The organism is uncultured Subdoligranulum sp., assembly GCF_937890665.1.
In genome coordinates this window covers 1-14,692 of record NZ_CALADU010000178.1, presented here as the reverse complement: position 1 = coordinate 14,692, position 14,692 = coordinate 1, and the positions used below count along the sequence as shown (strand labels likewise).

The following is a 14,692-nucleotide window of genomic DNA, read 5'->3' as shown; positions in this document are numbered from 1 at the left end:
TCAGCATAGTACAATTATAAACCCTATGGTTGATAAGCACAAGCTACCTTCTTTAAAATTAACATCCCATTAAAAAGCGCCTTGCAGCCATTTCAAAAGCTACAAGGCACCTCATGCATTCTATCATTTACCTCCCCACATCCACCTTCGCCCCAGATTTGAACTCTACCTCAAACCGCTCATTATAAACCGTGACCTTCTCTATCAGCCGCCGTACCAGCAGTTCATCATATTCCGTGACCTCTATGGACTGCTGTTCCAGAAACTCCCGCATCTCCCTGATCCGCTGTTTCAGTCCCTCCCGCTCGGCGCTCTCCACCAAGGCATTCTGTTTCAATTCCCGCAGCCTGTCAATCTCATCCGCAACACTGTTATAATCCTTTTTTGAATTCGCCAGCTTCAGAAGTTCCTTTTGCGGGTCCAGCAGTTTGGCCTCAATCCCTTCCAATGAGGTTTCATCCTCCTGCCGGATTACCGCTTCTATGTTCTCCTGGAGAGTGGACATCATGCTTTCTCTGTTACCCAGCGCAAGGTTGATCGCCTGTACCACCGCCGCCTGCAGATCCACCTCTTGAATGGTTGGTGCATCACAGGCAGTTGGTCCATGTTCCACACGGTTACAGCACCGCCACACGGTGGAGTGCTTTCCCCGGTTATTCCATGCAATCCGCCGGTAAATTTCGCCGCACTTGGAGCAGTATACAATACTGGATAAGGCATACTTGCTGCTGTAAACCCTCTTTTTCCGGTTGGCTCCACTGTGGAGGTTCGCCCGCCGGATCATTTCCTCCTGCACCTGCATATAAAGGTCACGGGGAATGATGGGCTCATGGCTGTTTTCCACATAATACTGTGGAACAATCCCCTTGTTCTGCACCCTCTTTTTATTGAGAAAGTCAACAGTATAGGTCTTCTGCAAAAGGGCGTCTCCAATGTACTTTTCATTCTGCAGGATTTTCTTCAGTGTTTCCGGACGCCACTTCGTTTTTCCGGCCCCGGTAAGAATCCCGTCTGCTTCAAGTCCACGCCCGATCTGGAGCAGGCTTGCCCCTTCCAGGTACTCCCGGTAAATCCTCTTTACCACCTCCGCCTCCGCAGGCTCTATGATCAGGTTTCCTTCCTCATCCTTTGTGTAACCCAGGAACCGGCTGTGGTTGACCCGTACCTCCCCGTTCTGGAAGCGGTACTGCAATCCGAGTTTGATGTTCTGACTCAAAGACTGGCTTTCCTGCTGTGCCAGGCTCGCCATAATGGTAAGCAGCACCTCACCCTTGGAATCCATGGTGTTGATGTTCTCTTTTTCAAAGAAAACCGGGATGTTCTTCTCCTTCAGTTCCCGGATATACTTCAGACAATCCAGGGTGTTTCTGGCAAACCGGCTGATGGACTTGGTAATGATCATATCAATGTTTCCGTCCATGCAGTCCCGGATCATGCGGTTAAATTCCTCCCGCTTTTTCGTATTCGTTCCAGTGATCCCGTCATCAGCATAAATCCCGGCCAGTTCCCATTCCGGATTCTTCTGGATAAACTGCGTATAATGCGCCACCTGCACCTCATAGCTGGATGCCTGCTCCTCACTATCCGTAGAAACCCGACAGTAAGCAGCGACTTTCAGCTTTGGCCGCTGCCCAACTGCAGCGGTATTTCCTACCCGCTTTCTGGCGGGGATCACGGTAATATTCCTACTTAGTTCCATCCCCATCCACCTCGCTCTCAATCAAACTGTATGCATACGCCGCCTGTTCAAAGGGATCGTCAGAAACCTTTTTCACTGCAGGTATGGTAAAGCTGGTAGGGAAGAGGATGTCCTTCTTTCCTTCCAGTTCCCACACCCGCCCCAGTGCTTTTGCCCGACTCATGCGTATTTCTTCTGCCTTATCGAAGATTTCTTTGTCGATAATAGCCGGATAGTAATCATCTCCAAGGTACTTCTTATTCCGGAGCATCCTGCCGGCGCTTCCGTGGTATAGCTTTAATCCAACCTTTTCGGCGGCAGGCACAAGTGCCATGCCGGAAATATAGTTTTGAAAAAACTCCCGCACCGTGACGGCCTGTTTTTCATCGATGACCGCCCGGCCATTTTCAATCCGGTATCCATACGGAATGTGTCTCATGGTTCCACCAGCCTTTCTTTCAAGGACAGTCCGCATTTCCATTCAAAAACCACTTCTTTTCTGGACAGTACGGTGATCCGCTCCACGAAGGAAAGGAAAATTTCATCATCGAATTCCGTCATCATGGTTCCTTTGGATGTAAACCGGAGCAACCGCTGCAATTCCTCTATTTTGACCATATCTCCATTGACAGAGCGCATCAGCCCATCCTTTTCCTGCCGCAGGGCTTCCGCTTCCGCTGCAAGTTCATTACTTTCCTTATTAAAAAGAGCAGGCTCCAGATAGCCGCTTGCCATCAGGTTCGTCAGCACCTGTTTCTGCTCCCTGTTTTTCTCGATTGCCGTTTCCAGTTCTTCAATCTTTAGCAGCCGGGATTGAGCATTCAGTCCCCGCAGGCTTTGCAAAAGAGGACGCAGCACCATCTGATGTCCAAAGACCAGCTTATTCATCATGGTAACAAACGCCAGTTTCAAAGCATCATCCGTGATGTATTTCTGCGAACAGCTTTCCTTGTCTTTCAGATGATTGGCACAAGCCCAGGCCACATACTGGCCGCTGGGTTTATAATGCATTCGTCTCTTATATTTGCCGCCGCATTCTCCACAGCAGATCCGGCCGGAAAAGCCGTACCGGTTCTGGTATCTCCCGGTATCATAGCCATTTCCTTTTTCACGCCCCCGCTGCTTCAAAACTGCATTGGCCAGTTCAAACTCTTCCTTGCTAATGATTGCTTCATGGTGGTCTTGCATCAGGTACTGGTCAAGCTCTCCCCGGTTTTGGTGTCGGTTAAAGCTGCTGTCCGTATAGGTTTTCTGGAACAGGACGTCACCCGTATACTTTTCATTCCCGATGATGGCGTTGACGGTACTCGGTGTCCAATGCCCGCCCTTCTTGGTAGCAACGCCACGCTCATTTAATTCATTCGCAATCTCGTGGGTACTTTTCCCCGCAAGCGTGTCCGCAAAGATCTGTTTCACGATCTCCGCCTGCTCCGACACGACCACCATCTCCCCGTCCACATTGTCATAACCATATGGGGGATAGGAAATGATGAATGTTCCATTCTGAAACCGCCGCTTGATACCCCACTTCTCATTTTCAGAAATGGACACCGACTCGCTTTCTGCCAGACTGCTTAAAATGGAAAGCATTAATTCACTCTCCATGGAGCCCGTGTTTAGATTTTCTTTTTCAAAATAGATGTAGATCTTTAAGTCCAGCAGCTTCCGCACCAGTTCCAGACAGTCCGTGGTATTTCTGGCAAGACGGCTGATGGATTTGGTAATGACGAAGTCAATCGTTCCTCTCTCGCAGGCGGCAACCATCGCCAGCAACCCATCTCGCTTTTCTTTTTTCGTACCGGAAATGCCTTCGTCATAGTAAAGTCCGGCAAACTCCCACTCATCATTGGATTTGATATAACTCTCATAGTGGGCCTTCTGCGCTGCCAGACTAACGAGCTGTTCATCTCTGGCTGTAGATACCCGGCAGTAGGCCGCCACTCTAAGTTTTCTCTTTTCGAGGAGCATATTCTCTTCAATCTTTGTGATCCGTTTCATCCTCTCACCTCTCTTTCGGTACGGACATATTCGCTCTGACACCTGCAAATAACAAGTCATTTAGGGCATAATCCGAGCCAGATAGGGAGAGAATGATTGGCAGTTTTTCGCCGTAATTTTGTCTAATTCACCCTCAGAAATCAGCTCCGCCTCCCGCAGCTTTTCCAGCAGTTTTTGCGCCATGTAATAGTCAAATTCCCTTTGCAGCTCCTCATCTGTGAATAGTTTCCTCTCTGCTGTCTGATTCTGAAAACCAGCCGTCACCTTCGTTACCTGCATGGTATTCCTCCTATCCGAAGGATGCCTCCTTCAAAATACGGAGATTTCTACAGCGTTTTGAGGGGGTATTACAGACAAAAAAATAAAGCCCGCAGGCCATGCATCTATCGCACAGCCCACGGGCCTCCTGTTCTTTCCGTTTTATTTAAAGCCGTTTACAGTAATCCAGGGAAATCCAACCAGCGCCGCTCTTGAGTTTTCCCCAGCCATTAGTCGATCCGGTGCCGGATTTCACCTCGGTAATCGTGAACACACCCTTTCTTCCTGCTTATAACCATTGATTCAATTAGAAATAAAACAAGATAGCGGGCGACCCGTTCTCAGTCATAAAAAACACAAAATAGGTAAACACCCCAAAACATAATGTGTTTATTTTTTGTTCCTTTCAGGAATAGCGTTTCTTTCTGCCATAGACAATTCTTTATGGAGACGTAACGCCATGAATACAGTGATTACAGCTGTCATAACATCAGCGATTGGTTGAGCGTATAGAATACCATTGAGCCCCCATACAACTGGGAGCAACAAAATGGTAGGGATAAAACAAATTCCTTGTCTACATACCCCTAAGAAAAATCCAGCCGTTCCTTTACCCAAAGCGAGAAACAATGAGGAATAAACGGTATAAAAACCAAAAAGGATAAAAGAGAAACCACTGGCCATCAAGGATTTCTGGCCTACTGCAATCATTTCTGCATTACCGTCAGTAAACTGAGAAATTATTTGAGTAGAGAATATTGCCATTAGCAATCCCACGACCAAACAGAACGCCGTAGACCATACAATAGACGTTTTAATAGCTTCACGCAGACGATTAAACTTTTTCGCCCCGTAGCTAAATCCAGCAATAGGCTGAAATCCTTTTAGAAAACCGAACACAACCAGCGTTCCCATAGAAGTAATCCGTGTTACTGCACCCATACCAGCAATGACCGCATCACCATAGCCATTGGCAGAACGGTTTATCAGGGCGATAGAAAGACTTGTAAGCAACTGGAACGCTAATGTAGGAATACCTATTTTCAAAATCTCCGCCATCATTTTTCTGGAAGGCGCATACAACTTGATACTAAAGGTGAAGGCGCTCTGTTTGCGAAAAACATACGTTAAATAGACCAGTGTAGATACCATCTGCGAAATGGCTGTTGCAATAGCGGCACCAGCTACGCCCATATTAAAAGTGTAAATAAAGAGAGGATCTAAGGCAATATTCAACACCGCACCCAAAAGTAAGGCGCACATAGTTGTCTTGGCGGCGCCCTCGCTACTCACAATATTATTCATTGTCACGTTAAATACATTGAAAATACAGGATACTACATAAATTCTTCCATACATTAAAGCATAAGGGATAATTGTGTCTGTTGCACCCAGCATAACAAGCAACGGTTCAAGGAAAACTGTAGCGATTAAAATAATAGCAGCTCCAATTAAGACACTACTATACAGTGCTGTACTGGCGACTTTATTTGCTGTTTCCTTATCACCACTTCCCAGCAATCTGGAAAGATATGAGGCTGCGCCATTACCAAACATCAATCCCAGTCCGACCACCACTTGTCCTAAGGGGAAAATAATTGAAATAGCCCCCATTTGGCTGTCCCCCAACGCGCCGACAAAATAAGCATCCACTAAATTGTATAGGGCATTAATCAGCATCCCGATCATGATCGGGATACCGAGCGACATGAGAGCTTTCGGAATAGGGGCGTTCCCTAAAAGCTCCAATTTGTTGTTACCTTCCATTGAAAAACTCCTTTCCGCAAGTATAATTTAGAGTAGTATAAATTATAGGATATACCCGCATCAGTTATACTACTATAAATTATAGTAGTTGTCAAGCCTGTTTTCCTTGACAAATGGTGTAAAATCTAATACTATAATTTATAGTGTTCTTGCAATCTGATTTGTGGATATAGAGACACAGAAAGGACGGCGTTGCATGGCAACAATAGATTTAATTGTATTAGGAATTTTGAAAAAGGAGCCTATGAGTGCCTATGATATACAAAAGTTGGTAGAATATAGAAACATTTCAAAATGGGTTAAGATCAGCACCCCTTCTATTTACAAAAAAGCTATTCAATTAGAAGAAAAAGGACTAATCAAAGGCGAAATTGTAAAAGAAGGAAAGATGCCTGAAAAAGCAGTGTATTCACTAACAGAAGCGGGCGAAACGGAATTTGAAAGGCTTATGTTTGAGATTGCCTCAAAGCCTATCAGCATTTTTTTGGATTTTAATGCTGTAATTGTGAACTTAGACTCGTTGCCACATGAAAAACAAAAAGAGTGTATTGCAGAGATTGAGGACAATATCAAGACGCTGAAAACCTATTTAGAAACCAATATCGCAGAAAAGGAAAGCAAGCCGGGGATACCTGCAACAGGTATGGCAGTTTTACGGCAGCAATTCGTGTTAGTAAAAGCGATTGAAGATTGGATCACGTCTTTAGAAATTGAATGACTTAAATATCAAAGAAAATGAATGAGAAAGTGTCGGACGCATCAGCCTAACGGCAAACATCTGGCGCATAAGGCGCTGGCGGAAATAGTAGATATTGAATAGCGGTATCTCGCCAAAATTGAGAATAAAGAGACTATCCCCAGCCTCCCGGTCGCAATCCAACTTATCAAGACCTGCTGGCTTCCTGTAGAACGGTATTTCAATTCCGAAGTGCTGCTCTCGGAAAGTGAGCAGCGCCAGCGAGCCGGTCACAAGTTGAAACTCTGTCCCAAAGAATACCTGCCAATCATTGAGGGCGCGATTGATGGGGTCATAAAAATGAACAGCCGCAGAAGAAAGAAACGAGGATGCCTGAAAACCATCCTCTATTTTCTTTTGTTTACGGGGGACGCAAAAACGTCTTTTATTTTTTTGCACTTTTTTCAGGAGAAGCCCGTATTTTGTGGGCAGTTTAAGGTGTTCGGGACGTTCTATTAGCGGAGAAGAATAAAAACAGCAAGCATATGTTTTAAAACCTTTAGAGCTTGCTTTTTAATCGGTGATGTGTAAGCTGTGATTCACAGAAATAAAATATATCTTTAAAGATGTAATCATTCTGCAAATATCTGAGGTGTTCGATCTGTTCAATGAGGATTTTTACGATGGCGAGCTGAAACGCCCGACCATTGCTGTATCGCCGGACGAAGGGCGCAGGGCTTATGGCTGGTGCAGTATCAACAAGATATGGAACGCCAGCGGCGAGAAGTGTCGGGAAATCAATCTCTGCGCCAAGTACCTTGACCAGTCTATCTTCGGGTTGGCTGCCACGCTCTGCATGAGCTGTCCCACCTCTCCAATCTGGTGTATGGCATTCAAAATACAACTACCAAATTAAATATTTCTTTAATAAGCTCCCTTGACCATCAGCTTTTATCTTCTTTATCACATAGCTCAACCATTCATCCGGTGTTGGTATCTCTCCAGCACAGGGAATTTTTCTCCATTGCTCCCGTTTGACCGGATCTTTATCATTCCACCCCTTTTCAATTCTATCGGAAATTATCGCCCGCATTTCCTCAGCTGAAATATTTCTCTCTCGCGCCATTCTTTCAAAAATATGCTCCTGCATTATTCTACCTCCAGTCTTTTGTGAATAGCATTTCTATCATCTACAATACTATAACTATATAAGTCCATTTTAGGAAATATCGTAGCTACCGATTGTGACTATTATAACACCTTTCTGGGGCTTAGAATAGATACAGATAGGTAGGTGATGATATGGATGCGCAAAGACGCATAAAAGAATTAATGGAAGAGCGAAAGTGGACAGACTACCGTCTGGCAAAAGAATCAAATCTTTCCCACTCAACAGTTACCAACATGTTTAATAGAAATAACGCTCCTACTTTACCGACACTGGAGGCGGTATGCCGGGCATTTGGTATCACACTGGCTCAGTTCTTTGCTGAGGGTGAAGAAGCGCAACTGACCGAAAACCAGCAGATACTTTTTTCAAAATGGAGTACTCTGACAGATAGACAAAAGCAAATCCTCCTTGAACTGATGGATGCCATTTGAAGCACATCAATCCCATTACCGGGAAAGATGTGCTTTTCTTTTTCCCCTTTTAATCAAGCTGTCAACTCAACATATCATTTATCCAACCTGTCAACTCAACACCCCCAATATCAAAATCAACCACTCAACTCTCCACTCTTTTTCACAGTAGACCAGTTCCCACTTACCCGTAAAACGAAAAAATCCGGGAACCGGAACCTGTCCTCTGACAAGCCCCGACTCCCGGAAATTCCTTGTTTTCTACACTTTTTCGCTATTCTATTCTTTGACTTTTGACATCAATACAACCGTCTCCACATGCACCGTATTTATAAGATTAAAAAAGTTTAGTCTTGTTGTATGTGTCTAGCCTTTATAATAACGTGAAATCAATGTTTTTTCAATGGTTCACTTTTGAATACTTTCCGTATCTTTTTAAAATCTCTTTCTGTCGGTGGCAAAATGGTGGCATTTCCACCCATTACAGTGCGATCAGATCTCTCCATGTCTTATCTCCACAGATACCGTCTGCTTCCAGAACGCCCTTGCGGCTCTCCTGATACTTTTTCAGGGCGTGAATCGTATTGGTACCTGCAGCTCTGTCCAGGGTAAGAGGCTTGCCATCCTTACCTTTAAAGCCCCTTGCAATCAGGATTTCCTGAAGCAGTAATACAGATAATCCGTTGTCTCCCTTTTTTACTGTTTTCGGCTCAAACATATAATGACCTCCTGTAGTATGATCTCCGGATCCGTTATCCGGGATGATATTGGTTACAATGCTGTAATCCGGGCGGCAGAACTTTGTTCCCGGAAGCTGACTGTTATAATAAGATTTTTCGCACACGCCTCCACCATTGGCAACAATTCCGGATGCTCCGCTGGTGTTGCCCTCGATGGTCCAGAACCGATCTCCTGATACCCTGGTGACAATTCCGGTATGCGCAAATGTACCGTTGCGGTAAAAAATAACGATATCGCCCTTTTCCGGGTTTGCATACCTGGTAAACTTATTTCCCAGATCCGGGCAGTATACATAAGGCCAGTGCTTCAGAAGCTTCCTGGCTGTTGTCAGACCAAAGGCTTTGTAAAAGCACCAGGACACAAATCCTGCGCACCATGGCTGTGCCTGATAAGACGGAGCAATATCCCGCCAATACTTTGTATAATTTCCGCTGCCTGCATTAGCTGTCTTGCTGTCCAGCTGACTGTTGGATCTCTTTTCCAGATATCCGATCTCTTCCTCTGCGATTCCAATCACTGCATTGATCGCTTCTGCTGCTGTCATACCGGTTCCCTCCTCTGTTTTATAATCTTTATAAAATACATTCCGGTCAACCTTTGTTCCAATTCCTGGAATCGTTGCTTTACTGGAATACTGCCAGCCCACTCCTACTTCCGGTCGGAGACGTTCCTGCAGTGTTCCGTTGTCATTGGCCGGATATCTGGCAATCCAGCAGTCATATTTTTTTAAAGCTTTTGTCAGTACATTCTGATACCAGTCCAGATTGCAGTAGATCCCGCCCTGGTATCCTGCTGCCTGAATTTTCTTCAGGAATGCCAGGGCAATCTTTTCCACCGCTACACTTCCCAGTTTTCTCTGTTCGGACCATTCCAGATCATAAAATACCGGGAAATTAAGCCGGCACTTGTTCAGGACTTTCAGTACACTCTCTGCTTCCTGTTCTGCCTGTGCCGGGCTTTTGGCATAGCTGTATTTGTACACCCCAACCGGGATTCCATGCTGAGTACAGCCCTTGTAGTTCTGCTCAAAGGTACTGTCTGTTTTATTTCCCTTTTCCGTGATCCGCAGGATTGCAAATCCCATTCCATAATCTGCCACTGTTTCCCAGTCAATCTTTCCCTGGCAAGCAGATACATCAATTCCTTTGATTTCCATAGTTTTTCCTCCAATAGAAAAGAGAGCCTGTTTCCAAGCTCCCTTACTGATTCTTATTTATCTTACTTTTTCCATCAACGCTTCCTGGAGCACCTGGGAAAAATTTACCCCTGCTCTGATGGCTGCTTCATTCAGCCATTCCGGAATACTGAGTGTTTTCTTTACTGCTTTTGAACAGTGTTTCCTTCTGTATTCCATCAAATCAAACTCTACTACTACCAGAAATCCATCTTCCACCTGGATTTTTCCAGGAGCTGATGCTTCCGGAATCTTTTCACCTGCTTCTTCCATGGTTGTAATAGACAGCCCCAGAGCCTCCACTGCCATTTCATAAGCCTGCTGCATATCGTCCCCCTGTGTCAGACATTCCGGAATATCTGGGAACTCTACCCAGAAGCCCCCTTCCTCTGCTTCGTGGAAAATAGCAGGATAAAATAATTTATTCATATTGACACCTCCGCGATATTCTGAGGCAGGGGGCTTATTTCAGCCCCGCCTGTTTCCAAGCTCTCAAAAAATGTTTGCATTATTCTGATATCTGCCCTATAATATGTTTAAAGGAACAACCGCCCACAAGGGGTTGACCTCGACAGAATGATAAGATTACCACCCTAGATACTCGGTCAAAGTTCAAAGGGTGGTTTTCTTATGCTTTAACTCATTATCGACAGAACGTAAAAACGAATGTCAGTAATGCAAGAATGAACATTCCAAAAGCCATAAGGTCTTTAAAATCAAAATGTTTCATCAGCACCACCCCCATTCTATGTAAGAATAGAGGCCAGCCACCCTGTAACACGGTTATTCCATTTCCATATCATAGCACATCTGCAAGTTTTATTTCAATCTTTAATTCTCCTTTTTCCCATCCTTATCAAGAAGATTCCGCAGCATTTCATATAAGCCTGTACTTGCCAGTCCAGAGATCATGCCTCCCAGAACTACTTCTGCATTAATCCCTGTCCGGAAATTAATCAGAATCGCAATCAGCGTTCCCATACACAGGGCAGTAAGCGGTATATACTTGTTGGGAAACCAGTCAAATGCTGTCTTAAGACAAAAACCTAATAAAAGGCAGATACCTAAGATCAAAGGGTTTACATAGTCAAATAAAAAATTGATATCCATAGTTATTCCTCTCTTTCCTTCAAATCTTCCGGCATTGCCAGAAGTTTATGATACAGTTCCGTTGCTACATCATTCCCTCCAAGGTTATGATAAGCATTATAAATCCTTTTGATGGATTCTTTTGCGTAGATCGGGCAATACTCCCGGTCTGTATACTTGTTAAAATTGTATACCAGGTTTTCCCTGAGCAAAGACTGTACTCCCGCCGCTATGGCGTTGCTTTCCTTTTTCTGGTTTCTCAGTCTGCGGATGATATCCCCAAGAATCACTCCCAGGATTGCAAAAAGCCACGGTACCCAGTTGGCCTGGATGTAATCTATAATCGCTTCCACATCGTTCTCCCTTCTTGCGCCGGCGCAATTTTAAGTATTAAAAAAAGACCTTCACGGTCCTGCCCTGATCTCCATATTGATCTCCTTTACTCTGCCAGTGGGATCATATCCCATAAAGCCGGTACGGTATCCGGTGGATACTGTCCGTCCGAAGTATGGTCCTGTCTTGCACGGTACAGCATATCCTGGTATGCAGCCCTCTCCCCGGTCTGATAACGGGTATCCGGCTTCCATTCCGGATACAGGCCGCTTACCGTTGCCGCTTCTTCATCTGTCAGATAAGATAATGCCATATGGATCTCTTCCTGCTGCTTTTCCGCTGCCGGGATCTCCTGCAGGCCGAACCCTGCCAGAAGGATTCCCTCTTTCTGTACGACCGTAAACTCTGGGGTACAGAGTTCCATATCCCGGTACTCCCCGGTCAGCATCTCATCTGTCAGGAACTGTACCCTTGTCAGATTTTCCCTGGTCAGTTTCCCGGCCAGTCCGTCCAGTTCCGCATAACTTTTGAGCCCTGTTGTGATATTCCTCAGGTCTGAGCCCTCTGAGATCTCCATTTCCGTTCCGTCTGCTAATCTTAATTTTTCCATTTTTCCGCCTTTCTCTCCATAACAGGAGTAAATGAACAAAACACAAATACCAGTGTGGAATATACGGATTTTGACCCGCAGAACAAATTTGTGTCACCAAACGATTCAGATACATGGGTAAGAACCATAAAGCATGGCAAGGAAGTGACTATGAATGCCGGATTAAAAGTAGACACTACGTTTGGAAAAAACAGTAAATACAGGATCTGTACTCTTCCCGGCTGCAAGGCATTCCGTACTTCCTATGGATTTGCGGTTTCACAGCTTACAGGAAAAGTCCTGATAGTTTCCGTTGAGCAGAATCAGGATGTCCTGTGCATCAACAGCCAGTCTCATACCATTTCCATAGAGGACCGGCTGTTTGTAAATATCCGGTACGAATGTCAGTGATACCAATTCATGTTTTGTTCATAATGTTTCTGATTCTTTTTTTATTTTTTTGCATACCAAAAACTCCAGAGTAGTTCCCCGGAGAAAATGATTCCATTTCTTTTTATGCAGCGTATTTACGATATGCAGTTTTTACATTCTGCTGGCTGATATAGCAGTAAATCTGGGTTGTTTTCAAGTCCGCATGGCCCAGGATGGCCGCCACATCCTGTATGTTCATGCCACGATCCAGAAGATTTGTGGCTAATGTCCTCCGGTATCTGTGAGGATGGACATTTTCCACTCCGGCAGCCTTTCCCAGCCTCCTCAACACCGCCTCTATTCCATTCTTACTGATACGTGATGTTCCCCTTCCTGTAAACAATGCATTCCCCACATCCTCCCTGGTATCCAGATAAGTACGGAGATGCATAGCCGCCACTTCTGTCAGATACACCACCCGCTCTTTTTCCCCTTTTCCCACTACCGTACATTCCCCGGTTTCCAGATCCACATCTGTAATGTCCAGGCCTACCACCTCTGAAACCCGGCATCCGGTGGAATATAAAAAATCCACCAATGCCAGATCACGGATATCTTTACAGGCAGCACGAAGTTTCTCCATCTCTACTGCACTGTACGGTTTTTTCACGGTCTTCCGGTATTTGATCTGGGACAGGGCCGCGCATGGGTTCCTCCCGATTACCCCTTCCGCTGCCAGCCAGGTAAAAAAGCTGCTGTAACATCTGCGCATTCCATCCAGTGTCCGGTTTCCTGTTTTTCCCTGCTGTCTCCGTAAAGACAGGTAGAACCGAAGATCATAGGTCGTGATGTCCCGGAGCGGTTTCCGGAAGAAACGGAGCATCCTCGTATTCTCTTCATAATACCTGTGCAGTGTAGAAGGGGCTTTTCCCTCCAGACGCTTTGTGGCAATATACCTTTTCAGCTGTCCTTCCGCACTTGTGTCCGGTATATCCACTTCCGTACATCGTTCCTGTATCTCGTACTGATTCAGCTCCATTATGAGTATGTCCTGTACTAGATCCAGTACATCTCCCGGAACTTTTGCCTGCAATGTTTCTGTGATTTCCTGTATAATACGTTCTCTGATATCCATATGTCCACCTCCAATCTCATTATAAACTGGAAGTGGGCAAAACATGAATACTGCCTAATACAGTTCGATCAGGATTACTTTACATTCCCCACTGTGGTTTCCGGGTCCGGCATTATAAAAGCCAAGGTTCAGCGTACCGGTCGTAATACTGTTGATTCTTGGTTCCAGGTATCCTTTTGAAACGGGGATTCCTATGGGTGCCTTTTTAAAACCCATCTTACTAATGTCCACGGCAATGTTGTCTGAAAACGCCCCTTCCTCCACCATGCCGCTTTTCGCAGAGGCAGTCTGGATGGAGCGGACCCGTATCTTTGTGTTTAGTTGATCCAGTTCATCCTGGATCAGCTTCCCCTGACGGGCATCCAGGCCGAATCCCTCTTCCGTGGTCGTCCGGTTATTGACAAACAGCAGGGTCCTCAGCTTTTTGATGAGATTCCCCCACCTGATTTTTTTAATGACGTTTCCGCCTCCGGATCCGTGCAGGAACACATCCGCATCCAACGGTTCCGCCGCTTCTCCCAGATCCTCTACTTTTTTCGTTGTGATCTCTTCTGTCATGTTACTCCTCGCTTTCTATCATGTTTTTCCCTTCGTCCACCAGGAATACGCCGTCATGATCTGCCAGTACCAGCGCTCCCTCCGGGATCCACAATCCCATTCCGTCTGTATCTGTGATCAGGCTTCCGTCATGATCCGCCAGGGCGCTCACACGGTCCCCGATCTCTACCGATATGGTAACGGCCGCCCCCGCAATGACCGGGTTCGGACTTAATCCTGCGCTTTTTATGAATATATCTGCTGCCATATCAGTTCACCCTCAGCCGGATCACATCCACCCAGGTCTCATCCGCCACCTGGTAAATATATTTGAACCGGTACCTTGCTGCCATTTCCGGCTGGATCAGGGCGTCCAGGGCATGGCCGTTGACTGTACATTCCCCTTCTGCTTCCAGGACCACATCCCCCTTTTCCCAGTCCTCCCGGTAAAGTTCCCACCGGGCCGCTCTGATCTCAAAAGGGATCTCCTCTCCGCAGACAGGACGTACCAGACTGACCATATGGGTCTTTTCCCCCAGGTCCATATAAATATCATCCACATAATTGATACTCAACGGTAAACCCTCCTTTTTCCAGACCTCCCAGAAGGGCCCCCGGGGAGATCTCCCCGGAATAGCCCCGTTCCAGGACGGTCACTTTTAACTTATGGCCGCTGATCGCAAACAGGGCCCTGCAGACGTAAGAAGTCCTCCCGGCATCGTTCTCCGCCCACAGGTCTACGATATATTCCCCTTCCAGGTTTG

The 14,692-nt window shown here is 45.8% G+C and carries 18 protein-coding genes and 1 pseudogene; 3 read left to right on the top strand and 16 right to left on the bottom strand.

The window, feature by feature from the left end:
• Positions 1 to 127: 127 nt before the first annotated feature.
• From Q0526_RS10235 to Q0526_RS10215, 5 genes are all read right to left on the bottom strand, one after another.
• Positions 128 to 1,699 carry a recombinase family protein gene (locus tag Q0526_RS10235; RefSeq protein ID WP_298733177.1) on the bottom strand — a complete coding sequence of 524 codons (1,572 nt, stop codon included), beginning with the start codon at positions 1,697 to 1,699 and terminating at the stop codon, positions 128 to 130.
• Positions 1,686 to 2,117: a recombinase gene (locus tag Q0526_RS10230; RefSeq protein ID WP_278697598.1), complete on the bottom strand. Its 432-nt coding sequence runs from the start codon at positions 2,115 to 2,117 to the stop codon at positions 1,686 to 1,688. Before Q0526_RS10230 ends, Q0526_RS10235 begins: the two co-directional genes overlap by 14 nt.
• Positions 2,114 to 3,676: a recombinase family protein gene (locus Q0526_RS10225; protein WP_278697600.1), complete on the bottom strand. Its 1,563-nt coding sequence runs from the start codon at positions 3,674 to 3,676 to the stop codon at positions 2,114 to 2,116. Before Q0526_RS10225 ends, Q0526_RS10230 begins: the two co-directional genes overlap by 4 nt.
• 60 nt (positions 3,677 to 3,736) lie before the next feature.
• Entirely contained in the window at positions 3,737 to 3,955 is a 219-nt protein-coding gene (locus tag Q0526_RS10220; RefSeq protein WP_278697602.1) for an SHOCT domain-containing protein, read from the bottom strand.
• A 369-nt stretch (positions 3,956 to 4,324) separates the two neighbouring features.
• Positions 4,325 to 5,701, bottom strand: coding sequence for an MATE family efflux transporter (locus tag Q0526_RS10215; RefSeq protein ID WP_278697604.1), 1,377 nt, complete (start codon positions 5,699 to 5,701; stop codon positions 4,325 to 4,327).
• A gap of 196 nt (positions 5,702 to 5,897) precedes the next feature.
• Here Q0526_RS10215 and Q0526_RS10210 point away from each other — a divergent pair, with 196 nt between their 5' ends.
• Together Q0526_RS10210 and Q0526_RS10205 are read left to right on the top strand one after the other, a co-directional pair.
• Positions 5,898 to 6,419 (top strand): PadR family transcriptional regulator, encoded by a 522-nt coding sequence (locus tag Q0526_RS10210; RefSeq protein WP_278697606.1) that lies wholly within the window; start codon positions 5,898 to 5,900, stop codon positions 6,417 to 6,419.
• 54 nt (positions 6,420 to 6,473) lie between these two features.
• Positions 6,474 to 6,740, top strand: a pseudogene (locus Q0526_RS10205) (helix-turn-helix transcriptional regulator); the annotation flags it as partial.
• A gap of 541 nt (positions 6,741 to 7,281) precedes the next feature.
• Here the strand turns inward: Q0526_RS10205 and Q0526_RS10200 are convergent.
• The gene (locus tag Q0526_RS10200; protein WP_278697608.1) at positions 7,282 to 7,527 is read right to left on the bottom strand and encodes a hypothetical protein; all 246 of its coding nucleotides are present in this window, start codon (positions 7,525 to 7,527) and stop codon (positions 7,282 to 7,284) included.
• Positions 7,528 to 7,679: 152 nt separating this feature from the next.
• On the opposite strand from Q0526_RS10200, the gene Q0526_RS10195 reads away from it, so the two are divergent.
• Positions 7,680 to 7,979 (top strand): helix-turn-helix transcriptional regulator, encoded by a 300-nt coding sequence (locus Q0526_RS10195; protein ID WP_298733170.1) that lies wholly within the window; start codon positions 7,680 to 7,682, stop codon positions 7,977 to 7,979.
• A gap of 460 nt (positions 7,980 to 8,439) precedes the next feature.
• Here the strand turns inward: Q0526_RS10195 and Q0526_RS10190 are convergent, their stop codons facing one another.
• The 10 genes from Q0526_RS10190 to Q0526_RS10145 all read right to left on the bottom strand — a co-directional run.
• Positions 8,440 to 9,855, bottom strand: coding sequence for a GH25 family lysozyme (locus Q0526_RS10190; protein WP_298733168.1), 1,416 nt, complete (start codon positions 9,853 to 9,855; stop codon positions 8,440 to 8,442).
• Between the two features lie 57 nt (positions 9,856 to 9,912).
• Positions 9,913 to 10,302 (bottom strand): type II toxin-antitoxin system HicB family antitoxin, encoded by a 390-nt coding sequence (locus Q0526_RS10185; protein ID WP_298733166.1) that lies wholly within the window; start codon positions 10,300 to 10,302, stop codon positions 9,913 to 9,915.
• 402 nt (positions 10,303 to 10,704) lie between these two features.
• Positions 10,705 to 10,983: a phage holin family protein gene (locus Q0526_RS10180; RefSeq protein ID WP_298733164.1), complete on the bottom strand. Its 279-nt coding sequence runs from the start codon at positions 10,981 to 10,983 to the stop codon at positions 10,705 to 10,707.
• 2 nt (positions 10,984 to 10,985) lie between these two features.
• Positions 10,986 to 11,315 carry a hypothetical protein gene (locus Q0526_RS10175; RefSeq protein ID WP_288836174.1) on the bottom strand — a complete coding sequence of 110 codons (330 nt, stop codon included), beginning with the start codon at positions 11,313 to 11,315 and terminating at the stop codon, positions 10,986 to 10,988.
• Between the two features lie 86 nt (positions 11,316 to 11,401).
• Positions 11,402 to 11,905, bottom strand: a complete 504-nt coding sequence (locus Q0526_RS10170; RefSeq protein WP_288836173.1) for a carbohydrate-binding protein — start codon at positions 11,903 to 11,905, stop codon at positions 11,402 to 11,404.
• 493 nt (positions 11,906 to 12,398) lie between these two features.
• On the bottom strand, positions 12,399 to 13,391 hold the full coding sequence (gene xerA / locus Q0526_RS10165; protein ID WP_288835746.1) for a site-specific tyrosine recombinase/integron integrase: 993 nt from the start codon (positions 13,389 to 13,391) through the stop codon (positions 12,399 to 12,401).
• Positions 13,392 to 13,445: 54 nt separating this feature from the next.
• Positions 13,446 to 13,949, bottom strand: coding sequence for a hypothetical protein (locus tag Q0526_RS10160; protein ID WP_288835747.1), 504 nt, complete (start codon positions 13,947 to 13,949; stop codon positions 13,446 to 13,448).
• Position 13,950: 1 nt separating this feature from the next.
• Positions 13,951 to 14,196: a hypothetical protein gene (locus Q0526_RS10155; RefSeq protein WP_288835749.1), complete on the bottom strand. Its 246-nt coding sequence runs from the start codon at positions 14,194 to 14,196 to the stop codon at positions 13,951 to 13,953.
• 1 nt (position 14,197) lies between these two features.
• Positions 14,198 to 14,503 (bottom strand): hypothetical protein, encoded by a 306-nt coding sequence (locus tag Q0526_RS10150; RefSeq protein WP_298733153.1) that lies wholly within the window; start codon positions 14,501 to 14,503, stop codon positions 14,198 to 14,200.
• Positions 14,481 to 14,692, bottom strand: a 212-nt coding sequence (locus tag Q0526_RS10145; RefSeq protein WP_298733151.1) for a PF13754 domain-containing protein, incomplete at its 5' end; no start/stop codon positions are given. The genes Q0526_RS10150 and Q0526_RS10145, both read right to left, overlap by 23 nt.